At 49.7% G+C, this 25,106-nt stretch carries 15 protein-coding genes; 13 read left to right on the forward strand and 2 right to left on the reverse strand.

Translation table 11 applies throughout. The annotated features are described in order from the left end of the window. Positions 1 to 63: 63 nt before the first annotated feature. Complete coding sequence (locus B7988_RS05145) at positions 64 to 474, reverse strand: GtrA family protein (RefSeq protein ID WP_088657079.1); 411 nt, start codon at positions 472 to 474, stop codon at positions 64 to 66. A 113-nt stretch (positions 475 to 587) separates the two neighbouring features. On the opposite strand from B7988_RS05145, the gene B7988_RS05150 reads away from it, so the two are divergent. From B7988_RS05150 to B7988_RS05200, 11 genes are all read left to right on the forward strand, one after another. Next, on the forward strand, positions 588 to 2,075 hold the full coding sequence (locus tag B7988_RS05150; RefSeq protein WP_088657080.1) for an acetyl-CoA hydrolase/transferase C-terminal domain-containing protein: 1,488 nt from the start codon (positions 588 to 590) through the stop codon (positions 2,073 to 2,075). A gap of 140 nt (positions 2,076 to 2,215) precedes the next feature. Beyond that, positions 2,216 to 4,609 (forward strand): histidine phosphatase family protein, encoded by a 2,394-nt coding sequence (locus tag B7988_RS05155; protein ID WP_088657081.1) that lies wholly within the window; start codon positions 2,216 to 2,218, stop codon positions 4,607 to 4,609. Positions 4,610 to 4,616: 7 nt separating this feature from the next. Then, on the forward strand, positions 4,617 to 6,227 hold the full coding sequence (locus B7988_RS05160; RefSeq protein ID WP_141225564.1) for a histidine phosphatase family protein: 1,611 nt from the start codon (positions 4,617 to 4,619) through the stop codon (positions 6,225 to 6,227). A gap of 92 nt (positions 6,228 to 6,319) precedes the next feature. Next, positions 6,320 to 7,168 (forward strand): hypothetical protein, encoded by an 849-nt coding sequence (locus tag B7988_RS05165; RefSeq protein ID WP_141225565.1) that lies wholly within the window; start codon positions 6,320 to 6,322, stop codon positions 7,166 to 7,168. Between the two features lie 47 nt (positions 7,169 to 7,215). Beyond that, a complete protein-coding gene (locus B7988_RS05170) occupies positions 7,216 to 7,575 on the forward strand; it encodes an acetyl-CoA carboxylase biotin carboxyl carrier protein subunit (protein WP_073056323.1) in 360 nt (119 codons plus the stop codon). 13 nt (positions 7,576 to 7,588) lie between these two features. Further along, on the forward strand, positions 7,589 to 8,749 hold the full coding sequence (locus B7988_RS05175; RefSeq protein WP_073056321.1) for a sodium ion-translocating decarboxylase subunit beta: 1,161 nt from the start codon (positions 7,589 to 7,591) through the stop codon (positions 8,747 to 8,749). Between the two features lie 161 nt (positions 8,750 to 8,910). After that, positions 8,911 to 14,802 (forward strand): GLUG motif-containing protein, encoded by a 5,892-nt coding sequence (locus B7988_RS05180; RefSeq protein ID WP_088657083.1) that lies wholly within the window; start codon positions 8,911 to 8,913, stop codon positions 14,800 to 14,802. Between the two features lie 196 nt (positions 14,803 to 14,998). Beyond that, complete coding sequence (locus B7988_RS05185; protein ID WP_083564511.1) at positions 14,999 to 15,853, forward strand: TIGR02147 family protein; 855 nt, start codon at positions 14,999 to 15,001, stop codon at positions 15,851 to 15,853. Position 15,854: 1 nt separating this feature from the next. Beyond that, complete coding sequence (locus B7988_RS05190) at positions 15,855 to 17,600, forward strand: FISUMP domain-containing protein (RefSeq protein WP_088657084.1); 1,746 nt, start codon at positions 15,855 to 15,857, stop codon at positions 17,598 to 17,600. 251 nt (positions 17,601 to 17,851) lie between these two features. Further along, positions 17,852 to 18,709, forward strand: coding sequence for a TIGR02147 family protein (locus B7988_RS05195; protein ID WP_088657085.1), 858 nt, complete (start codon positions 17,852 to 17,854; stop codon positions 18,707 to 18,709). A gap of 17 nt (positions 18,710 to 18,726) precedes the next feature. Next, a complete protein-coding gene (locus B7988_RS05200; RefSeq protein WP_170930535.1) occupies positions 18,727 to 20,937 on the forward strand; it encodes a fibrobacter succinogenes major paralogous domain-containing protein in 2,211 nt (736 codons plus the stop codon). Between the two features lie 45 nt (positions 20,938 to 20,982). Here the strand turns inward: B7988_RS05200 and B7988_RS05205 are convergent, their stop codons facing one another. Beyond that, positions 20,983 to 22,101, reverse strand: coding sequence for an ATP-binding protein (locus B7988_RS05205; protein WP_088657087.1), 1,119 nt, complete (start codon positions 22,099 to 22,101; stop codon positions 20,983 to 20,985). A gap of 231 nt (positions 22,102 to 22,332) precedes the next feature. On the opposite strand from B7988_RS05205, the gene B7988_RS05210 reads away from it, so the two are divergent. After that, positions 22,333 to 23,196, forward strand: coding sequence for a TIGR02147 family protein (locus B7988_RS05210; RefSeq protein WP_073321308.1), 864 nt, complete (start codon positions 22,333 to 22,335; stop codon positions 23,194 to 23,196). Further along, positions 23,186 to 24,973, forward strand: a complete 1,788-nt coding sequence (locus B7988_RS05215; protein WP_088657088.1) for a hypothetical protein — start codon at positions 23,186 to 23,188, stop codon at positions 24,971 to 24,973. Before B7988_RS05210 ends, B7988_RS05215 begins: the two co-directional genes overlap by 11 nt. The last annotated feature ends 133 nt before the right edge of the window (positions 24,974 to 25,106 follow it).

The raw sequence follows: 25,106 nt of genomic DNA on the forward strand, positions 1-25,106 counted from the left end.
CCGAACTCTGAACTCCGAATTCTGAATTATCTCAACTCCGAACTCTGAATTCCGAATTCAGAATTACCTAAACACCCACTTCTTATACAGCGTAAAGCTTGCAATCACGTACACGCCGTTCGCGACAATGTTTGCAAAAAAGCCGGGTTTCATGAATTGCGAAATGAAGTCGGTAAACGGTTTGCACCAGGCGGTGTTCAAAACGTAGACGGAGGCTTCGAGCGTGACAAAGTTCAAGGCGTAGGCCGCAAGGAACACGATAATGAATCGGATGACTTCGGTGCGTTTTTTGTTATGGCTCTTGAAATTCCAGATGCGGTTCATCAAGTAGCTGTTGATGGCGCCGAAAATGAATCCGAGAAAATTCGAAAGTTCCAGGTTCCAGTCGAGCATCTGGTGCATTATCCAGACCGAGGCGAGGGTAATGAGCGTGTTCATGACGCCAATCAAGTTGTATTTGATAAAATGCTTCACGTGGGGGAAATATACAATTCGGATTTCGGATTTCGGAATTCGGAAATGATAAAATCTCTGAATTCTGAATTCCGAATTCTGAACTAAGATGTCTTTTTATCTAATTTTATCGTATGAATTGGTTTGATTCTAAAAAGTGCTCGGCAGCCGATGCCGCGGCAATGATTAACGATGGTGATGTGTTGGGAGTGTCCGGTTTTACTTTGGCGGGTTACCCCAAAGAGGTTCCGACGGCTTTGGCTGCACGTGCCGAAAAGTTGCATGCCGAGGGCAAGCCTTTTAAGGTGACGCTCTTCTCGGGAGCGTCGACCGGCGACAGCTGCGACGGGGCTTTAGCCCGGGCGCAGGCGGTGTCGCTTAGAATGCCTTACCAGAGCAATCCGAGCTTGCGCAAGGCGATTAACGCGGGTCAAATCAAGTATATCGATGCCCACCTCGGCAAGATGGGCTACCTGGTGCGTACAGGCGCTGTGCCTGCGCCGACGGTCGCGATCATCGAAGTCTCGGCCATATTGAGCGACGGTCGCGTATGCCTTTCGACCTCGGGCGGAAACTCGGTGACCTACCTTGAGATGGCTCCCAAGATCATTCTGGAATTGAATACGCGCTTGGGAGATTCCTTCATGGGAATTCACGATACCGCGCTCCCGGAACTTCCGCCGCATGCAAAACCGCTCCCCATCTATAGCGCCGGCGACCGTGTGGGTTCTGAATTCGTGAAAATTGACCCGAGCAAGGTGATTGCCGTTGTCGAAACATCTCGCCTCGACGAAGTGAATCCATTCGTGGAACCGGATGCCGTCTCCAGAAACATCGGCGAACGCATTTTGGATTTTATTTGCCATGAAGAAAGCATGGGCCGCCTCCCCAAGGGAATGGCCTTCCAGAGCGGCGTAGGCAAGGTGGCAAACGCCGTCCTTAGCGCCATGTCCGACGATAGTCGCCTTGGAACAATCGACCTTTATACCGAAGTCATTCAAGAAGCTGTGTTCCCGCTTTTAAAGAAGGGCAAACTCGGCGTCGCTTCGGGCACGGCTCTTACTTTGTCTGAAAACGCGCAGAAAGAATTTGTGGAAAACGCTGCCGAATGGAAAAAGCATTTGGTACTTCGCCAGCAAGAAGTGAGCAACAGCCCCGACGTGATTCGTCGCGTGGGCGTGATTTCCATGAATACGGCGCTCGAAGCAGACATCTTCGGTAACGTGAACAGCAGCCTTGTTACAGGTTCTGCCATGATGAACGGAATCGGTGGCGCGGCAGACTTTGCCCGCAACTGTTACCTTGGCATTTTCTTGACGCCCTCGGTTGCCAAGGACGGCGCCATCAGTTCGATTGTGCCTTACGTGAGCCATGTGGACCAGACGGATCACGATACCATGATTTTCGTGACGGAACAGGGACTTGCCGACTTGCGTGGGCTTGCTGCCGAAGAACGCGCCCGCTTGATTATCAAGAATTGCGCGCACCCGGATTTCCGCGAACCGCTCACCGATTTCTTGGAATATAGCCTGAAACATGCGAAGGGTTTACACATGCCCCTGGCCTTGGAAAGGGCTTTCGAAATGCATTCGAGGTTCCTCGAAACCGGGAAAATGCGCTAAAAAGTTCCATTTTTTCCGTTTTTGTGTGATTCTACTCATTGCCCCTGCGCTGGTGGGGGCGATTGGCAGATTCTATTGGCTTTTTCGTTGAAAAGAAAGTAGTTTCTTGTTATATTGCGAATAGTTTTTAGGATCGACGAATGAATCGCCTGTTTTGGATTATAATCTCTGCTTGGTTCGCCTTCTCTATGCAGGCGTGTTCCGGTAGTTCGTCTTCTTCGAACGAGGAAGTTGACCCTGACGAAATTGGAGACGAATACGGTGATGACGATGGCGATGGGCATAGAGGCCGCTCAAGCGGTTCCCGCTGGGAAAAGCGTTCCAGTGGCGTTGTCCAGAAAGATTCCTTAGGCCGTCCGATTTCGAGTGCTGCAGACCCGGATAAGCCGGGCGAACCCGGATCAACGACATCAAGTTCCTCGACGGGTCCGGTTATTGGTGTTGAAGAACCGGTTATTGAAGACACCACAGCCGTGGTCGATGTAGAAGCCTTGCCGGAATGTACCGCCCAGAGCGAGGGTGAATCCTTCTTGGTCAAGAGCGAAAATATTCTGTATTTCTGCCTAGCGGGTGAGTGGGTTCCTTCTGAAGAAGTCTCCCAGAGTACGGGTATTTCTTGCCGCGATGGCAAGATGTACACGGGTGTAGAAGATGAAGACGACAAGGGCTCGAGTACGGGCGGAAGCACCTCGCCTTGGGGAAACTTTGGCGGAGGTAACTCCGTTAATACGGCCGCTGTCGATACGGCTGAACCGCGTATAGTGGGCGCACACTTGGTGGGTGTCGCCGAAAAAGGGCCGTTCCGCTACGGTACATCCATTAAGCTGATTGAGCTTGACAGTACGCAACATTTGGCTGATTCCAAGCGTACCCACAAGACTTGTATTTTGAATGGCGATGGCAACTACAGCTTTGATAGCGTAGACTACGTGTCGCCCTATTTGCGCGTGAAGGCGAACGGTTATTACCGCAGTGAACTGACGGGCGGACTTTCTCCCAAGCCGGTGACACTCGAAGCCGTGGTCGACGTGACTGAAAAAGATACGGTGAATGTGAATATTCTGACCCACATGGAAGCGGGTCGCGTGCTCAAGCTTGTAGAAAACAGCGGCAACAACCAGCCGATCCGTAAGGTCAAGGCTCAGGCGCTGCGTGAAATTCTTTCGAGTTTCGAAATCCAGTGGGACAAGTCTTCCGGCTCCGGCAGCACCGGTGGCGGCTTTGGCGGCGGTTGGGGCTTTGGCCAGCAGCAACAGCAGCTTACGACCGATGGCCGCTCTGCCGAAGATATTGGACTCTTTGACGGCGACGAATACAGTGGCGCCTTGCTTGCTATTTCTATCATGATGCAGCGCAAGGGCTCGGGCTCCGAGATGACTTCTTATGCCGCAGGCATTGCTGACCGCATTAAGGGTAACGGCAACTGGGACGACAACAACGCCAAGGCAGACCTTGCCGACTGGCTCATGGTGCTCGATACCAGCGGTTCTTACGCGACGATTCGCAACAACATTGCCAGCTGGAATATGGGCGAGGTGCCGGCCTTTGAAAAGCACTTGAAGCGCTTCTGGTCCAGGGCCTATAACTTTGGCGATTGCAATGCGCAGAATGCCGATACGGTCAAGTGCATTACGAACAGCTTGAGTGCCTATTTTTGCGGTGGCGGCTACGATCAGCCTGGCCCGACGGTTCGCTTTATTTGCGATGCCCAAACGCATGAATGGCGCGCCGCTACCGCTGTCGAAAAAGACACCTACGGCTATGGCAAGGGCGAATACCCGGGCCAAATCAAGAACGGCCGTGTCGATAAAGAAAAGTATTATGTCTACGATGACGCAACCAAGAAGTGGCGTGTCGCTACAAGTGATGACATCCAGGAATTCGAAGATCTCGAAGACGTGTACAAGAGCCTGCAGCCGGGCGAAAAGGTCATCTTCTTCTTGCGCCATGCCAAGCGTAGCGACGATACCGGCAAGAAGGGGCATTTGACCGATGACGGTAAGACCCAGTCGCAGGATGTGGGCGCCAAGCTGAAGGGCGAAGACATTTATTTTGCAAACTCGACCTACACTCGAAGCATGGAAACCTGCGAAAATATTGCTAAGGGCGCCGGGGCTAGCTATTCTGAAAATACGATTGAAGCGCTTGATGGCGAATGGTACGTGAAGGACAACAGCAAACTCGAACAGTACAAGAGCAACAATGGCGGCGGCTGGGTCGTGGCTTCTGAATATGCGTACAAGGGCTCGTACTCTGATGCGTTCTACGACCTTCAAAATTACAGCGAAAACTTTATTACCGAAATTATCAAGCCTGAATTTGCGAACGTGAAAAAAGTGGGTGTATTCATTTCGCACGACATGTTTGTGGTTCCGCTGACGGCGTACTTCACCGACAAGAAGGTGAACCTGCGCTACTTTGATACCAAGCAATGGATCAACTACCTTGCGGGCCTTGCAATCATCATGGGGAAAGACGGAACCATTCGTTATGTTCCGGTGAGGGGACTAGATTCCGGAACCATGACGATGTAGGTCGCGTATGAGAAAAAAATGGTGTGTGGAATGTTTGGGTGCTGCCCTGGCAGCAGCCCTGTTCTTGTTTGGATGCAGTGCAGAAAATAATGGCGGTGTCGCAAATGGTGGCGAATCTGCAAACGGGGACCCAGCAGAGGTAAAGCCCGATACCCAGGCGGTCCAGGTGCTTGAACCGATTTATGCACCGCTATATACCTTTGAAATTCTAGAAGAACGTATCGCCGTCGCCGATTCGACGGATTCCGTCAAGGTGGCCCATATAGTGGATCTTTTGGCGCGCCCCCGTGTGGATCAGCACTTGATGAACCATGTTCCGTTAGATTCTGCCGTGGAACGTGCGAAGTACGAAACGCTTGCGGCCTTCGGGGTGGATTCTCTGCAGTATGCGATGGATTCCAATGCGGTGTTGCTTGCCATTGCGGCGATGGTGCAGAACCGCTTGAGTAAAGAAGAATCGCAAAACTTTATCGGCACTTTGGGCGAAGACCTGAAGGGCGATGGCGTATGGAATGACCCTAACTGGAAAATCCAGGTCGCCGACTGGATTGTGGGGCTCGATAGCAACTGGCGCTACGGCGAAATTCGGAACAACGTAACGTCGGCCTACGGTGGGAACGTGCCGAATTTCGAACGCTACATGCGTGGCTTTATTCCGCTTGCTTACGCCTTTGAACCTTGCACCGATGCAAATGCAGGAACGGTCGTTCATGTGAACCAGGGCCAGAGCGCTTATTTTGCAAATGATTATGAAACGTCGGACCATTCGTCGGTGCGCTTTATTTGCGACGCGAATGGATTCCAGTGGCGCCTTGCGCAACCCATGGAAAAAGATACGGTAGGCTTTGGCCCGGGCGAATACGACAAGGAAATCCGCGAAGGCCGCGTCATCCATGACAACTATTACATTTTCGATACAGGCGCCTGGCGACTTGCTACCCCGCAAGAGGCCGACGGCTTTACCGACTTGGTCGAAGTCTATGCGAACTTGGCTGCCGACGAAAAGGCCGTGTTCATTATCCGCCACAGTGAACGCACCGGCGAGACAGGCGCAAAGGGCCACTTGACTGACAACGGAAAAAAGTACGCCCAGGATTTGGGAAAGCGCCTTGCTGCCGTGAATCAGGAAAAGTTCTACTTCGGCTATTCGGGCTATACCCGCACCCTGGAAACCTGCGAAAACATAGCCGCGGGTTATGGTCAGTCGAAATACGATTTGGAAGTGCTTGCCGGGCTCGATGGCGACTGGTACATGAAAGACAGCTTGAAATTTGAAAGCTATTCGAACTCCGATGGCGGCGGCTGGGTCGTGTGTTCCAAGTATGCCTTTTTAGGGGCTTACCCGGATGTGTTCTATGATTTGGAAATGCGAAGCGAAGAATTGCTGCAGAATGAAATTTTGGCGAATTTGGGCAAAATGAAGCGGGTGAACTTCCTGGTTACGCACGACTATCTTGTTGTCCCGCTGCTTGCCTATGTAACGAACGGGCACGCGAATGTGCGCTTTTACGAAAAATGGAAATGGGTGAATTACATGGCCGGCGTGGCCATGATTATCTCTCCGGACGGTTCCATACGCTATATCCCCGTAAAAGGCCTCGAAACCGGGGTGATGTAGCTTTCGGCGGCACTAACCAAGCGCCGCTTTTTCTAAATTTTCACCGCTGATTTTTACAAAACAGAAACCCAAAAGAATGGATTGAATCCAATATGAACGAAACACAGACCAATGCACCCGAAGCTCAGGTGGCTCCCGCCGCTCCGGCCCAGGATGTGCAGCAGCCGGCTCTCGTTGCACCGCAACCTGCAGCAAAGGTGAAGGGCAAGTTCGACGAACAGCTCGGACTCATGCTCCCCTCCGATGCCGCCCAGGTTCAGGAGCAGCTTTCTATGCCGGGTATGAATGACGATATGGTTTACAAGATCGTGGAAACCCACTCTGGTAACCATTCGGTTCTCTATAAGACCTACGATCAGGCAGTTCTTGCACGCGACGTTCGCGATTCTATCGAAAACGCCGGCGGCCACAAGGTGTTGCCCATCGCCAAGGCCAAGCTGGGCTCGACCTACTGCAAGGGCGAATTTTCGACCGAACAGGGCTGTAAGGGCGACTCCGACACCTTCGGTATCGGCTCCCTGATCGAATTCCAGGCAACCGGTCTTATCGTGGTGATGGTGGTTATCGTGGGCCTCACGGTGCTCTGCTACCTCATGAACTTCATCATGGCCAAGCTCGGCCTCAACAAGGACAAGGCTCCGGCACCTGCAGTTAAGGCTGCCCCGGCCGCCGCTCCCGCCGCTGCAGCACCCAAGACCATCGGTCCTGCCCACTGCGACTGGGATCCGAACGCAAAGAGCGTCCATCCGGGCTTCACCAACAAGCAGCTCCAGGCTTTCCTCGGCATTGCCGCCGTGGCAGCCCTCGAAGAACACCCGGGCATGAGCAACGACCAGTTCCTCGCCCTCGTGACCGCAGCGGCGACCCAGGCTATCGGTCAGCCCTGCCGCGTGACTGCTTACAGAAACATCAACTCTCCTGCTTGGACGATCGTCAAGTAAGGTAAACTTTTAAAACTCAACAGGCTTTTAAGCCAGGAAATATCAAAATGAAGAAAACCGTCCGTATCAGTTTCGAAGGCAAGACCTACGATGTCGAAGTAGAAGTTCTTGATTCCAATGCCGCCGTTGCCGCCGCTCCTGCTGCAGCTCCCGCTGCCGCTCCGGCTCCTGCCGCCGCTCCTGCTGTTGCCGGTGGTACCGAAGTCAAGAGCCCGCTCGCTGGCTCCGTGTTCAAACTGAAGGTCAAGGTCGGCGACACCGTTACCGCCAACCAGGAAGTGGCTATCATCGAAGCTCTCAAGATGGAAAACCCGGTCGTCGCTCCGTGCGCCGGCACCGTGAACTCCATTGCCGTCAAGGAAACCGACACTGTCGTCGACGGCCAGACTCTCATGACCATCGCCTAAGAGGTACAGATAAATGAGTTCTCTTTTAAATTCGGTCGTTGAGTTCGCAGGCGACACCGGATTCGCATACGTCACCCCTTCGATGATCGTGATGTGGATCGTGAGTTTCGTCCTGATGTACTTGGCGATTGTCAAAAAGTACGAGCCGCTGCTGCTCTTGCCGATTTCGCTCGGCGCACTGGCGGTGAACATCCCGAGTGCGGGATTCTACGATGGTGGCTGGAGCATCGAAGGTATGTTTACCCCGACGGCCGGTCTCTATTACTACATCAGCCAGGGTATCCACCTGGAACTCTTCCCGCCCATCATCTTCTTGGGCGTGGGTGCCATGACGGACTTCGGACCGCTTATCGCTAACCCGCGTACACTGCTCCTCGGCGGTGGCGCTCAGTTCGGCGTGTTTGCGACCATGTTCTGCGCCGTGGCATTCGGTGGCTTTACTCTCGGTGAAGCAGCCTCTATCGGTATCATCGGCGGTGCCGACGGTCCGACCTCCATCTTTACTGCAAACAAACTAGCAAAGCACCTCATCGGACCTATTGCCGTGGCAGCTTACACTTACATGGCCCTCGTTCCGCTGATTCAGCCGCCTATCATGCGTCTCATGACCAACGACAAGGAACGCAAGATCCGTATGAAGGCGCTCCGCAAGGTGTCCAAGGCTGAACGCATCGTGTTTGCCGTGATGGTGATGATCGTGTGCATCCTCGTGGTGCCCGATGCTTCTGCTCTTATCATCATGCTCATGCTCGGTAACATCTTCAAGGAAGCCGGTGTTGTCGAACGCCTGGTGAAGACCTCCTCTAACGAACTCATGAATATCGTGACTATCTTCCTCGGTACTTCCGTGGGTCTCACGATGTCTGCCGACATTTTCCTCCGTCCGCAGACTCTCATGATTATCGCTATGGGTGTGGTGGCCTTCGGTTTCTCGACCGCAGCAGGCCTCTTCCTTGCCAAGATCATGAATAAGTGCACTCCCAACAACCCTGTGAACCCGCTCATCGGTTCTGCTGGCGTGTCCGCCGTGCCGATGGCCGCCCGTGTTTCCCAGGTGGAAGGTGCCAAGTATGACCCGCAGAACTTCCTCTTGATGCACGCCATGGGCCCGAACGTGGCAGGCGTGATTGGTACCGCAGTCTGCGCCGGTTACATGATTTCCAGGCTCTCGTAGTCTGAGTGTCATCCTGAGCGGAGGCGCGTAGCGCCGAAGTCGAAGGATCTAAAACTGAATATAAGGGAAACCCTCGGCAATCGCCGGGGGTTCCTTTTTATAGGGCATTGTATTACGGGCGGGATTAATGTATATTTTTGTTAAAATAAGCGAGGAGAATTATGAAATTTAGGTTTGTTGTTTCGGCCGTATTGTCGTTGTTTGCGATTCAGTCTTTTGCCGCAAAAGGCACCATGGTGGGTGACGGTTCTGCAGAAAAACCCTTCCTGATTGAAGACTATGAAGACTTGAAGGCGATAGGTACAGGCGCCTATCTGTATTCTTCGGATTATGCTTTGGCAAAGGACATCGATGCCTCGGCTTCCGCCCATGAGATGTGTGATGGGGGCTCCTGCAATGGCTTTATCACAATCGGTAAGAATAAGGATGCCTCTGGCAGCACTTATTTTAAGGGCAATATCGATGGGCGAAACCACACAATTAGCGATTTGAATATTTGGCTTCCTTGCGAAGACGATATAGGCTTTATTTCGGTTTTGGATGGAAAAATTGCTAATCTGAAATTTGAACGCCTTAATGTAACGGGACGCGTTTCTCAATCGAGATATGTGGGCGGTGTTGTGGCATTGCTTCATGGTTCTATTGAAAATGTGCATGTGACTAACGGCTTTGTTCAAGGCCAACTTAATGTGGGTGGTATTGCTGGTAGAATTTATGGGAGCTCGGTCCTGAAAAATGCATCGTTCCAAGGTGAAGTCGTTGGCGATAAGCATGTCGGTGGGCTTGTTGGACAATCTAATGGAAATATCCTTAGTGTTTCTGCTTCGGTGAATATCAAGGCTACAGGTTATGATATCGGTGGAATTGTTGGCTACATAGAAAATTCCAGCTTCGTTAGGAGTGCTTTTTCGAGAGGAACGATTGTTGGCGAAGCGGCGAGCGTTGGCGGTATCGTCGGATCATCTGACAGGGGCTATGTTTTAGAGTGTGTTTCGATGATGGACCTGATGCATTCGCACCTTGGTAAACTTGAGTCTGATATCGGTGGAATTGTCGGTGAAAATTCGGGCAAAATTGAACAGTCTTATTTTATAGGAAATGTAGAAGGATTGTGGAATGTTGGTGGTGTTGCTGGATCAAACGATGATACGCTGAGAAATGTCTATGCGATAGGTAATGTAAAAGGTGATAGTGCTGTTGGCGGCTTGGTGGGTGAAAATTCGGAATATATAGAAAACAGCTACACGGCAAGTATTGTTCATGGAGGCATCACTGTTGGAGGCCTTGTCGGTAATAATTATGGAGAGACGGAATATTCTTACTGGGATACCGAAATTTCGGGGCTCGACACGAGTGCTGGCGGCATAGGACTTACGACGTCCCAAATGATGACTTTCTCGTCTTTTTCGGGTTGGGATACTCTAGGCTACAAGGAATATGAATATATCCAAAAGGACCCTTGCGATGGAATTGTTTTGGATAGTGGCTGGTGCTATCGAGCAACAGATGGATTGGTCCATTATTGGAGTATTGACGAAGGCAAGTCTTTCCCCTATTTGACTGTCACTCCGCATGTGACAAAAGCGCTTGTTCCGATTGCAACTCCGACTGCTGTGGCAAAATGGCAAGAGTCTCCGAAGGTGGCCTCGCTCTTAGAAGTAAATGGCAAACTGGTGGGCGAATGGCTTGATTGGATAAAGACGAATGATTCGAAGGATTCTCTTTATTATGGTTACCGAATCGGTATGATGAATGGTAGTGATACCATTTGGGGGACATCGAGTTACGTGGCCGTACCGAATAAGATTGAAATTTCGACTCTTGATGAACTTAAGAAGATTGGTTATGATCCCGCCTATCCGTTGGCAGGAAATTACGAACTGACGGCCGATATCAATGGCTTGGGCTCCGATTTTAAACCCATTGGCGATAGTGTCCATGTGTTCTCTGGCTCGTTTGATGGTAAAAATCACACCATCAAGAATATGCAGATTGGTAGTACCTATCGAGATTTTTCCGGCTTGTTCGGCTATGCGGAAAAAGCGGTCATTAAAAATTTAAAGCTTTTGAATATGAAGATAGTTGGTGATTGGTATGTTGGCGCCTTGGCTGGTGCTGTGAACTATTCCCTTGTAGAAAACGTGGTCTCGCTTGATGGTGATATTCAAGGATCAATGAATGTGGGCGGCTTAATCGGTAAGGCCGGCGGAAGCGAAATCAATATTGTAGGTACCACGGGTAAAGTGAAGGGTGAAGAAGAAGTGGGCGGCTTGATCGGCTCCACGGGTTCAATGATCACGAACGCGTTCTCGGTCAATGTTGTTAAAGGTTTTGAAGATGTTGGTGGGGCCGTTGGTTACTATACGGGCTCGCTCTCGTTTATCAAAAATGTGTATTCGGCAAGCCTTCTCAAAGGTCGAAACGATGTCAAGGGCTTGGTGGGGTACCCTCACTTGAATACGCTGTCGAATTGCTACTTCGACAGCACTATTACAGGACATTCTAGTGAAGAAGGCAGAACCACTGCCGAAATGTTGATGAAGAATACATATGAAGGGTTTGACTTTGAATCAGTTTGGAATATTCAGGAAGGCGTTTCTTACCCGTACTTCAAGGGTATGGACCCGATTTTGCCGGGAACGCTTATAGATGACGGCTCTGTTAATGTGCTTGCCGGCGCTGGCACAGAAATGCGCCCCTATAAGATTAGCAGTTACCATGATTTGAAATATATCGGAAAATATGAATACACGACAGACCTTTACTATATGCTGACGTCAAATATTGATGCGAGTGACTCCCGTAGGGAATCCTGCAATGGCGATGGCACGATCTGTAAGGGCTTTGAACCGATACAAAACTTCAAAGGCGTATTTATCGGCAACAAGAAGAAGATTTCGTATTTGTGGATTTCCCGCGAATCAGAAGACAATGTCGGTTTGTTCGGCTCGCTTGCGTCAACAGCCAAGGTTTCGGGTTTGGTTGTGGAATCGGTTAACATTCGCGGAAAGGACCATGTGGGTGTCATTGCAGGTGAAGATGCCGGAGCTACCTTGGATAGCATCTACGTGGCCGGAAACATTGCTGCCAATGATTATGTAGGTAGCATTGTCGGTTCCAAGACTTCGGGCTCCATTGCGCATAGCGCATCGAAGGGCTCTGTTGCAGGTAATGAGTTTGTCGGGGGTATTGCAGGCTCGATAAATAAGGCTACAGTTTCTGACTGCTATTCTATGGATACGGTGTCGGGCAAGTCGGATGTCGGCGGTCTTTTCGGCTTGGCAAAGTCTGCTGCGGTGAGCAATTCTTATGCCGCGGGCGATATCAAGGCCACTTCTAAATTGGGTGGCTTGGCTGGCGAAGCCTCTGCTTCGACATTTACCTCGGTGTATTACGACAGCTTGTTCTGGGGCGTGAACGTGACTGCTGCGGGCAATCTTCGCACAACGCAACAGATGGTCAATCCCGAAAATTACAAGAACTGGGATTTCAAAAACACTTGGCAAATTGCCGCAGATACGAGCTACCCCTATTTGAAATGGATTGGCGTTAAGACTACTCCGGATCTCTATCGTGATTCTTCAATGTTGCGTATGGCGGGTTCCGGAACTGAAAGCGATCCGTTCTTGATTAAAACATATGGGGACCTGAAGTCAATCGGTTTTGGAAAGTATAAACTTTCTGCAGTGTATCGCCTGAAAAATGATATCGATGCTTCTGTATCCAAGAATGAGGTCCTTCGATACGGTAAGGGCTACGGATTCAAGCCGATTTGCAAAGTATGGTCGGTTCCGTCAAATATTGTAACCGATGGCAGATTTGAAATGGATGATTCGGGGGTGTTTACCGGAAAAATTCATGGCGGTGGTCATTCCATCAAGGGTCTTCGCATAGATTACAATGCAAACTATACGGCCTTGGTTGATTCATTGGGTGAATCTGCTGTAATAGACAGCTTGACTCTGACAGACTTTACGGGATCTTCCAAACACCTTGCATCGATTGCTATCGGCTCTCTTGGCTTGGTAAGGAATGTTTCTGTTAAAGGTTCGTTGAAGGCTGAAGGAAGTGCGGTTGGCCTCGTTTATAACAATTACGGTAAAATCGAAAACAGTTCTTTTGAAGGTAGTGTTCTTGGGCTTGAATCGAGCTATAAAGGCGAAAATGCTGGGTTGGTGTTCTTGAATAAGGGCTCCATCAAGAACGCTCGCGTTGATGTTGAAGTGACAAGCCTTCAAGGTGGCGCCGGCGCCGTTATTCAAAATAATGAAGGAGCTGTTATCGAAAATGTGCTTGTGAATGCCAAGATGACTATTGGTGGAAAGTATTCTGGAGGCGTTGTCTCGAAAAATTATGGGGAATTGGCAGCTTGTTCCGCTTCTGTGAATATTGTGTCGAAGGGCTCCTATGTTGGCGGGCTTATTGGGTATAATGCCATGACGGACCTTAAGAATTTGGGGGTCTCAGGGCGTGTTGAGGGTGACCAGTATGTAGGAGGCTTGCTTGGCTACAACTACTCGGGAAATCTTTCGAATTTGCATGCTTCTGTAGATGTTACTGGTAGGCAGTTTGTGGGTGGCTTGATAGGCTATGGCAGGGATCATCTGGGTGATACGATTTCGTATTCCTACGCGACAGGAAATGTGACGGGAACGGAGTTTGACTCCAACAAGGTTGGACTTAATTTTTCCGATGAAAACTCTGTTGGCGGATTCATTGGTGGAACAAGTTATGTGCGTATCCATGATTGCCATGCGACAGGAAACGTCAAAAATGGTAGCGGTTTTGTCGGGTCGACTACGGCCGTGATTTGGGATTGCTATGCTGAAGGTGACGTTACGAATGGTGCCGGTTTTGTAGGCTATTTATCTACGAATGGAATAAGAAATTGCCATGCAAGTGGAACTGTCCATAATGGATCTGGCTTTATTTTGGATATGTGGGGCAGTTCCGAAATTGATATGTGCTATGCAACAGGTGATGTATATATTGATGCCGAAGAAAGTGTCTTTAGAGGAGCTGGATTTGGCGAGTTCAATTATGGAACCATTACAAGGAGTTTCGCCACGGGCAATGTGTATGTCACGGGTGAAAAATTTAGGGACCAGATGACGACTCAGGCCGGCTTTATTGCGGAGAATTATGGTGATATCAACCGATGCTTTGCGCTTGGCAATATAGAAGGCGGTGATTCGGCGGGAGCCTTTGTTGGAGGAAACTACAACTTGGTGCGAAATTCCTACGCGCTAGGAAAAGTGAAGAGAGTCTTTTCGAATGACACGACTCCGATTGAGGGGCTCCTTGTTGGATGGAATGAAGCCGATGTCTTGGTTTCTTATGCGGTTGGCTCGGCTATGAATAATGCCGGTGACAAGAAAGAACTTTCTGATGCGGAAATGCGTAAACGGGAATCGTTCGATGGCTTCAATTTCAATACGATATGGTATATCAAGGAAGGCGAAAGTTACCCGATGCTACGTGAAATGCCCAATGTTCCGTATGTGGGCAAGGTTAGCCTGAATTACGGCAAGGGCGGTATTACGGCAAAGCATGTCGTCGGAGAGTTGCTCAAGGGGGCAATCGTGGCGGATACTTCGTATGCCTTGGTTATTGAAGTGGATTCCGCGAGCAAGGCTCTGCTCGATTCGCTTGAAAAACTGGGCAAGAATGCTGGTGGCGAGTATGTTGTCGATTTCCGAGTCGGTGTTGCTATCGTGGGCGATACGCTCTGGAGCAGGACAGCCAGCGTTGAACTCACCATTGAAAAAACGACGGGTGCCCGCGTTCGCAATGTCGTGGTGATGCATTCGCTCGGTGCTGCGTTCCGCGACGCTCATGTGGCTGTCCACTTCGGAATTCCTGACGCGGGTGCGGTAAAGTTCTTGCTCATGGATATGCAGGGCCGCGTCGTGAAGGCCTTTGACCTGGGACGCCGTGCAGCGGGTGAGTATTTCGAAACTGTCGCTGCCGAGGGTGTCGTTCGCGGTCGCTATATCGGTGTGCTGCAGGTGAATGGCCGTGTGACAGACAAGGTAATGCTGCTGAAAAAATAAAGCGCAACCTTTGAAAGAGAATTGAAGGCTCTCGCAAAATGCGGGGGCCTTTTTGTTTTATAGATGGATCTATTTTGTTTTATGAAATTGAAATTTCTTTAGATTGATTTTAAAACTGTCGAAATTTGCTAAAATTCGCCATTTTTGTTTTAACAAAAATGTTGCACGGCCGCCCGCATAAATCTATCTTATAGTCATGATGAAATCAGTTATTGAATACAAAGACTATCGCGAGTACGTACTCGACTACTACCGCGAACGCAAGCGCACGTCGGCGTTTACCTGGCGCGAGTTTGCAAAGATTGCTGGTTTCGCATCGGGTTCATACTTGAAGCTTGTTTGCGATGGCAAGACAAGGCTTCGGGAGGAAGGAGCAAAGAAGACGGCCTTGGCAATGGGGTTGCTGGGGTTTGAGTTCGACTACTTCGTCTTGATGGTTCGATACGAAAGCGCAAAGACGGACCGGGAAAAGAAAAAGTGTTTCGAAGAAATGGAAGCATTGAGTTCGGCACACCATGTGAAAATTCTCGGCAGTGAAATGTACACGTTCTACGAAACCTGGAAGCATTCCGTGGTTCGTGAGCTGGCGGTTGCCATGCCGGGCGCAAAACCGCACGAAATCGCGAAGGCTTGCAGGCTGCCTATATCGGCTGCCGACGTGAGCAACAGTTTGCGTTTCCTTTTGAATGCGGGATTCTTGACTGTGGATGCGAAGGGCCATTACCAGCAGACGAATCGTTCTCTCACCACGGGGCGCCTGAAGGTTGTCTCGGTGGCGGTGCATTCGTTGCTGCGCCAGATGGGCGAATTCGCGCTCGAGGCTTTGGACAAGTTGCCTATTTCGGAACGCCACTTTAGCGGCGTTACCATGGGCATGACTGCCGAAAGCTACGAGAAGGTCATCGAGGAACTCACGGAGTGCCGCAAACGCATTGTGTCGATTGTCTCGGCTGACAAAAAGGTGGAAAAAGTTTGCCGCTTGAACATGCAGCTTTTCCCGCTATCTGAAAATTTAAATTGTGACCCGACTGATTTGGGTAAAGGAGCTTGAAATGATTCACTTTCTTGACGAGAAGAAAACGGGGCTTGTCTTGGCGCTTGCTTTGGGCGCGTTGCTCACGGCATGCTCCAATGTGGACTCGAAGTCCGCTGGTACGAGCGAAGAAGCGGAAGGCATTATCGCCATTTCGGACAAGAAGATTGCCGGCGTGTCGCAGAAGGGTCCTTTTGTAAAGGGTTCTGAAGTGACCCTTAGGGAAACTTCGAAAGACGGAAGTTTTGAACCTACAGGCAGGGAATTTACCACCAAGACTGTCAGCGACAAGGGCGATTTCAAGTTTGACAATATCGATTTGGAAAGCCAGTACGCGCTTCTTTCTGTAGAGGGTCACTATGAGCGTGAATACACGGGTGAGGCATCTAGCTGCCCGATGCGTCTCGATGCCGTATCTGATTTGGAAAAACGCGAAACGGTAAACATCAACCTCTTGACTCATTTTGAATACAAGCGTGTCCTGAATTTGGTCAAAGAGGGCAAGTCTTTCGCCGAAGCCAAGAAACAGGCTGCAAAGGAAGTCCTCGGCGCATTCGGTGTCAAGATCGATATATCTTCTGCAGAAGACTTGAACATCTACAATTCAACAGATGGTGATAGAACTCTCTACAATATCAGCCGAATCATCGACGAGCAGCCGGAATGGAATGCTTGGCGCGACTGGTATAATGCCGTAGATGATCTCGATTGCTCCAAGTTGCAAGAATACATTGACGGATATGCCAATGATTTCGCAGACGACGGCGTTCTCGCGGATTCGATCATGCAGTTCCTTGCTGGCGAAGGCTATAGCTCTGCCAAAGAATGGAGCAACATGATGGATGTAGACGAAGATGATATCAAGAGAAAGGACGAGGCTAATCCGGATGATATCAGTATCCGTTTCTTGAAAAGCGAATACGACTTTGGCATTCTGGTGTTCCTGAATTACATGGACCTTGAACTCTGTACTGCCGACCTTTGGGGCGAATACAGAAAGTTCGATAAGGCTATCGATATTGACGGTGATCATCTTGAATCGGGCTATTTCCTTTGCAATGGGTATTATTGGGATTTGCAGACAAAGGGATATATCGATTCTCTCAAGATTCCGGTTGATCACAAAACGGGAACTATGACCGACCCGCGCGACGGACATAAGTACAAGACCGTGAGCTTTGAATACGAAGGGAAAAAGTATGAATGGATGGCCGAAGAACTCAAGTATGAATCTGATGGTCTCTATACTTGGACGGAAGCCATGCAAATTGATAACAAGTACATGACGGATGTCGTTGACGACAGTTTGATCGGTGAAACTCACCAGGGAGTCTGTCCTGAAGGTTGGCATGTGTCCAGTACCGAGGATTGGAGAGCCTTGGTGGATTATGTCGGCGACGTTAAAAACTTGCTTAACGAAAACTGGAGAACTTCCGATATAGATGCCGCCTTTGGAAAAGATTTGATTGGCGTGTACTACAACAAGTTTGATTTTAACCTTATGCCGGTGGATACGGTGTACTTGGAAGTCTATTACCATTCTTACAAGCAAGGTTCTTACCATATGAGAGAGATTGACGAAGATGAGGCGGCTTTCTATCAACTGATGCTTGATGTCGCTAAGGATGAAGAAGAACGCGAAGAAATTGAAAGTTATCTTACTCCGACGCCGATAGGTGACTATTATGTGGAAGTCTCTCCCTACGATTATCGTGTTGAAGAAGAACCGCTAAAAGAAGCTTACGTGCGTTGCGTGAAGAACTAGGACAGACAAAGTGAAACACATTTGATTCCCTCAAAATTTGGACCCGGGAGTGTTCGGGCTGAGGGAGGTTAGGGAAGAATCCTGCGGAAAGTTCCGCAGGATTTTTTTTGTGTTCTAGGGCATGTTCCTAGAATATGAAATCATGTTCTAAAAATACTTAATTTTTGTGAATTTAATAGAAATTGGTAAAATTTGGCTATAAACGCTAATTTTATGTTCTATTTAGACCAAATGAATCTATATTTGTAGTCATGAAGGAGATCATAGAATACACTGATTATCGTAAGTTCATTCAGGACTACTACGATGAACGAAAACGCTGCTCTGCTTTTTCTTGGCATGCGTTCGCCCAGAAGGCGGGCTTTTCGTCAGATGTCTACTTGAAGTATGTCTGCGAAGGGAAAAAGAATTTGAGCGTCGGCTCGGCGGGCTCGGTGGCAAATGCCATGGGGCTTGTCGGTTTTGAATACGAATATTTTGTCTTGATGGTTTCGTACGCGCATGCAAAGAGCAACGAAGCTAAAAAGGCCGCTTTTGAAGAACGCTGTGCGCTGGCGAATGCTCACAAGGTTCGCGTGCTGGGGGACGAAGAATTCAAGTATTTCAAGTCCTGGAAAAATTCCGTAATCCGTGAGTTGGCGCCACACATGCCGGGGGCGAAACCGCTCGAGATTGCGCATGCCTGTAAGCCGAAAATTTCGGCGGCGGAAGTTTCCGAGACGCTCGATTTTTTGGTGAAGGCGAAGCTCCTGAAGAAGGACAGGAGTGGAAACTACCAGCAAACGGACAAGACGATTAAAATGGCGCCTGTAGAGGCCGTGCCGCTGGCGGCTCGCGATTTGCAGCGCCAGATGGGGGAGTTTGCCGTCAAGGCAATCGACTTGCCGATTTCGGAGCGCATGATGTCAGGTTATACGCTTGGGCTTACGCGCCGCGCGTACGAACGCATCAAGAAAGAGACGGAAGATTATTACCGCCGCGTGGTGGCGATTGCGACAGAGGAAGACGAAACGGAACAGGTCTACCGCCTGAACGTGCAGTTGTTCCCGTTGAGTGAACATTTGAAAACCGAAAAGGAAACCGTTTTAAAAAAGGGGCAGAGAAGATGAGGGAAATGATGATGAAAATGAATCAAATTATAGGGAGCCTTGCGATTGGCGCCATGTTCTGGGGCTGTTCGGACACGGGTTCCGACGACAATGGCGTTGCGGGCGGTGCTTCGGGCGATGCGGGCATTGTCGCCGTCACAGACTGGGAAGTGGCGGGCGTGTCGCAGAAGGGCCCGTTCGTCACGGGTTCTGCGGTAACCGTGCAGGAACTTGACGGTATCACGCTCAAGCAGACGGGCAAGAGCTTCAAGGGCACCATCAAGAGCGACAAGGGCGACTTCGCCATCAAGGACATCAATCTGGAATCGCAGTACGCGATTCTCGAAGCATCGGGCTACTACCGCGACGAGATTTCGGGCAAGAAATCCGCAGCTCCGGTGACGCTCCGCGCCTTGACCGATCTTAAGGACAGAAAGCACGTGAACATCAACCTGCTCACGCACCTGGAATACGAGCGCGTGATGTATCTCGTGACCGAGAAGAAGAAGTCTATTGCCGAAGCGAAGGAACAGGCCGAAAGGGAAGTGCTCGCAACGTTCGGGATCGAGGGCGACTTCGCGGAATCCGAAGACTTGAACATCTTTGAGACGGGCGACGGGAACGCGGCGCTCCTTGCCATCAGCGTGCTCATGCAGAGTGATGCCGACGTGGCCGGGCTTACCGAGCGCATGGGCGAGTTCAGCATATCGCTTGCGGAAGGCGGCAGCTGGGACGATGCCGACGCGAAGACCACGATTGCGGACTGGGCCTGCGATGTTGACCTGAAGGGCTCGCTTTCGAAGGTGCGCAAGAACGTGGAAGACTGGAAGTACGCCGATACCGTGCCCGCATTCGAAAAATACGTCACGAACTTCTGGTGGAATAACTACGGTCTAGGCGCCTGCAACGACAAGCGCGAAAACGAAACCAAGCGCAACGTGAACAAGTTGAGTAAGATGTATAACGAGTACTTCGTGTGTGAAGGCGGCCGCTGGCTGATTCCGGGCGATGATGCAAAATCTTCCAGTTCTGTGGAATCGCCGAACTCGTCGTCCAGTTCCGAAAATCCGCCTAGCAGCTCGTCCATCGATTCGGGAGAACCTGTTTTCGGTGAATTGACGGATGCACGCGATGGTCGTGTCTACAAGACTGTGAAGCTCGGGTCGCAGGAATGGATGGCGGAAAACCTGAACTATGCCGCCGAAGGCAGTCTCTGCTACGAAAATGACGAAAAGAATTGCGAAAAATATGGCCGCCTCTATAACTGGAAAATTGCCCTGGATACCTCGAACAGGGGATGTGGTGACAACTTCTCCGGGTGCAGGCTCCGTAGCGATTTCCATCCCCGTGAAGGAATATGCCCCGATGGCTGGCATGTGCCGGAACACGCGGAATGGGACACGTTGTTTGCGTATGCCGATGCCCATGGCGAAGGCGAAAGTGCCGGGGATGCCTTGCAGGCGTATTACCGGGATGATTATCTCGAAAAGACGTATTCCTCGGACCGCTTCGGCTTCAATGTGCTCCCTGCGGGCGTGTTTAATGGCAAGGAATTTTCGGGGCTTGGAACGTCGTCGGAATTCTGGACGGCCTCGATAGAAACGACGGATTGGCTGAGCTATATTTCGATTACACCCTCGACTATCCATTTCGTCAGGGGTTCCGGATCCAATGTGTATATGACGCATATCAGCCATGCCGTTTCTGTCCGCTGCGTCAAGGGACAGGGCGGGAAAAGGAACGGCTATGATTTTGATGCCCCGCGATACGAGGAGGACTTGCCGGAAGAAGTAGGCTTTATCCAGGATTATGTTTCGGATAAGGATCGCAGGGCATGGGATGACGACTCGCTCATGACATTCTGGTATGTCCGCCATATAACGGGTACGGAAAGCGTGCATACGAGCGGCAAGAATTATTCGCAGTATGTGTCCGTTTCTCTAGAGGATGATGCCAGGGATAGCCTGGATCAGTTCAAGGGCGTGCTCGAGGAAAACGGGTTTGTCTACGTGAAGTCGGATTCTATCGGCCAGGCGACGTATAACGGGAGGGACGGCATTTACTTTATGCATGAGGTGGCGACAAGCGATTCGAAGGTCCGTCGCGATTATTATGAAAAGGAAACCGCCAAGGCGAAATACGTAATTGTGGTCCTTGTCGGGGCGAATGTCTCGGCAGGAGAAAGTTTGACGGTGTTCAGGTATGGCTACTCCATAGAAGTCCATACTTACTATAAGCCAAAATCGTAATGTTGGTAACAGAGCCTCGCTAGGACGCTAGCGAGGTTTTTCTGCTTAAAGCGATTCCATCCAGCGGGACATGAACACGTTGTACACGCTGTAACTTTTCCCGTTTAAATCGATTTGTTCCAACAACAGTTCCTTTTCGACAAGGGCTGTAAGGATTTTCTTTGCGGTCGCCGCATTCCCGATTTTGTACTTTATCAGAAAGTCTGCGGCGGTCGGTTTCTTGACTTCGCCTTCTTTTGCGACGGCGATAAGGTATTTCCACTGCTTTTCTGTAATCAGATTGCGACGTTCAATGAAGTTTGGAATCTCAAATCGCATGATTTTCGAAACCGTTGCTTTTACGTCTTCCAATGAAATTTTTGCTGCGGAATCTGCAAATACCTGGTTGCATAAAAATTGCGTGTAATAGGTATGCCGTTTTGTCCAATCTAAAATAAAATCAACGGCATCTTCGTCAATGGATTTTCCGGCTTTTTTGAAGAGTCCCGTAATGAACGCCTTGTATTTTTCTAAATCGATTCGGTCGATATAGACGGTCCTGGAACTTTCGTAGAATGGCTTCTTGGCGTTCACGAACATGTCGGCCATCAAATGCTTTTTGCTGCCGCTGAAAATAAACTTCACGTGGTGCAGCTGCTGGATATACGTCCGCAGTAGGGCTTCGATGTTTGTTTCTTTAAATTCTCTAATTTGCTGGAATTCGTCAATGGCAAAAACGATTTGCTTTCCTTGCTTTTCGAGGAAGTCGAAAATGGATTTTAACGTCGGCTGTTTTTGCGAATCTGTCTGGAACGATAGCGTGACTTGCGGACTCCCGGAAATGGGGTCGTAGCTGAGCAGGGGCCTTGCGTTCTTGAGGGCGTTGAAGAATTTTTTTATCAACGAATCGCTTGCGAGGTTGCTTACGATGGCTTCGGATAATATCTTGATAAAGTCATCCAGATTTTGTGCCGAGAAAATATCGGCGTATATGCAGATGAATTTTTTTTTGCGAAGGTCGTCGAATGTTCTAAAAATGAGGCCTGTTTTTCCGTAACGCCTTGGCGAAATGAGTGTCACGTTGGAGCCGTTTTTTAGGAACGATGTTATATCTTTCAGTTCCTGTTCGCGGTCGCAGAACAGTTCTTTTGATGTGTAGGGTTCTAGCAAAAACGGGTTTATCATTATATCCTCATTATACCTTTAGTATTTTACTTTTAGTAATATACCAAAAGTAAAGTGAAATGTCAATAAGATTTAATTAGGGTTGCCTCGCTCAGAACTGTGTGTTCTTAGAATACGGGATGTATTCTGTATATTCGTGAAATTTATATAAAAATGTGAAAAAAGGTAAAATATGGATAAAATTCGTTGTTTTGTATTCCTAAACAATGAAATTAGTCTATATTTGTAACCATGAAGGAGATTATAGAATACACAGATTACCGCAAGTTCATCCAGGATTACTACGATGAACGCAAGCGTACTTCGGCGTTTACCTGGCGAGACTTTGCGCGAGACGCGGGGTTTTCGTCGGCGGTATATCTGAAGTATGTCTGCGAGGGGAAGAAAAACCTGAGCGTAGGGGCTGCAGGTTCCGTAGCGAGTGCTATGGGGTTGGTGGGGTTCGAACACACGTACTTTGTGCTGATGGTTTCGTACGCGCATGCGAAGGGGGACGAGGCGAAACGAGCCGCGTTCGAGGAACGCTGTGCGCTTGCGAATGCTCACAAGGTGCGTGTGCTAGGGGTCGAAGAGTTCAATTATTTTAAATCGTGGAAAAACGTGGTGCTGCGAGAACTTGCGCCAAATATGCCCGGCGCAAAGCCGCTAGAAATGGCTCATGCGATAAAGCCTGCGATTACCGCTGCCGAAGTCACGGAGACGCTCGACTTTTTGGTGCGGGCAAAGCTCTTGAAAAAAGACAAAAACGGAAATTACCAGCAGACGGACAAGGCGATTTCGATGGGCTCTGTAGACGCCGTGCCTGTGGCTGCCCGCGATTTGCAGCGCCAGATGGGCGAATTCGCCGTAAAGGCAATCAATTTACCGCTTTCGGAACGCGACATGTCGGGCCTTACCATGGGCCTCACCCGTAAATCTTACGAACGGATTCGTAAGGAACTCGCAGATTGCCGCCGCCGAATTATCGCGATTGCCTCGGAAGACGACGAGACGGAACAGGTTTACCGATTGAATTTGCAACTGTTCCCGCTGAGTGAACCTTTGGCAAAAGAAAGCAAGACTTCAGTTAAGAAGGAAGGAGACAATGAAAAATAACTTGTGCAAGATGACCAAGAAAAACTTGGCCTTTGCTTCTGCATTTATAGGCATGTCGCTCTTTGCTGCATGCTCCAGTACCGATGACAAGGGCGTTGCAGGCGGCGTCTCGGAAGATGCCGGCTTTGTGGCCGATGTGGAGGGCGTTGCCCAGAAGGGCCCGTTCTTGAAGGGGACTGCCGTGACGGTGCGCGGTGTCGACTGTAAGACGCTGGAATTTACGGATCAGTTTTTTGAAAGTTCGATCAAGAGCGACAAGGGCGACTTTGCTTTCGATAGCGTTGCTCTCGATGCGTCTTGCGCGGTTATTGAAGTTTCGGGTAAGTACTTGAACGAAGTCTCGGGCAAAAAGACGAAGAATGAATTGACGCTGCGTGCGCTGACCGACCTCAAGGATCGCGATAACGTGAACGTCAACTTGCTCACGAACCTGGCATACGAACGCGTGATGCACCTCGTGAAAGAAAAGAACAAGTCCTTGGCCAAGGCAAAGACCCAGGCCGAAAGCGAAGTGCTTGCCGCCTTCGATATCAAGGGCGACTTTGAAGAATTCGAAAACCTGAATATCTTTGAGTCGGGCGACGGTAACGCCGCACTCTTGGCGGTAAGCGTCATGATGCAGGGCGACACCGATGCGGACGGACTTGCAAAGCGCCTCGACAAGTTTGACGATTCCTTTGCCGAAAGCGGCAAGTGGAAAGATTCTACGACCAAGGCCGAAATTGCTGAATGGGCCGCCTCTGTCGCCGCAGACGGCAAGCTTGATTCCATTCGCAAGAATATCGAAAGCATGAACGACGGCGAGAATGTGGCCGCATTCGAAAAGTACATTCCCGCTGTAGAACCGGCTGATTCGATCGAAGAAGAATCTTCTTCTAGCGATGAATCTTCGTCTTCTGTCGAAGAGTCGTCTTCCAGCGACGTCATTACAAGTTCCGAAAGCGAGCCTAAGATTGACTCCACGAAGCAATCGAGCAGCAGTAAGCAGGACTCGCGCGACAGCGTTGTAACTTCTAGCAGCAGCGGGGCCGTTGCCGATACGGTGCTGTCTAGTTCTGCAAAGGCGGATAGTTCCGCGAAGGCGGATTCCCTGGAGCGCGATACGATTAGATCCTCGAGCTCTTTTGTAGAGGATACTTCGAAAACGGATATACAGGATTCCGTAAAAAGAGATTCCTCGGTTTATGATTCGATTGATCCTGCAATTTACAGAATGATCGATTCCATAAGGTCCACCAAGCGAGAACCGTCGAACCCTGTTTCTGTAAAGGATTCTGCGGCTTGCGCTGATGAAGACTTTCCTTGGGAATTGGAAAACTTGTTAGGAAACAGCGTGGAAAGATTGGCCCTTCGTTGCGATGAAGATACCATTGTCGTCAATTGGAGAATCCGCCACACGACTAAAGAATATGAGGATACTCTTCTTAGAAACTATGTGTTGGCGGCAGACGAAGATCAAGAAGCGACCGACAGCCTGACCAAATTTAGAGAGGAATGGCTGGATACTACTTACGGGTACGTAGCCGTTCGCAACTTTGAATACAGCCGAAATGACCTGATGGAATTCTTGTGGGGCTATTCATATACGGATGTGGATGCGGACATCTCTCGGATTGGTGATAAGGTTCGTGTTTACTATTACTCGAAAAGGTTGAAGAATTTTGTATATACGGTTGTCGCTTACCCGATGACGGAAGTGATAATGGAAACAAGTAGTGTGCGCACAATACGTTATGGATTTATTCTGGATGTATACAGCTACTACATAACAAAGTAATTTCTCCTCACTCTCAAAAAAAGCGGCCCTGCCAGAAATGGCAGGGTTTTTTGTATTCCTGGAATACTTGCGTTGTATTCTAGTTTATTAAATTTTTAGCAATTTCTATAAAAACTGTAAAATTTAAAGAAAA

Origin of the sequence: Fibrobacter sp. UWB1 (assembly GCF_002210325.1) — a bacterium.
Taxonomy (GTDB): domain Bacteria; phylum Fibrobacterota; class Fibrobacteria; order Fibrobacterales; family Fibrobacteraceae; genus Fibrobacter.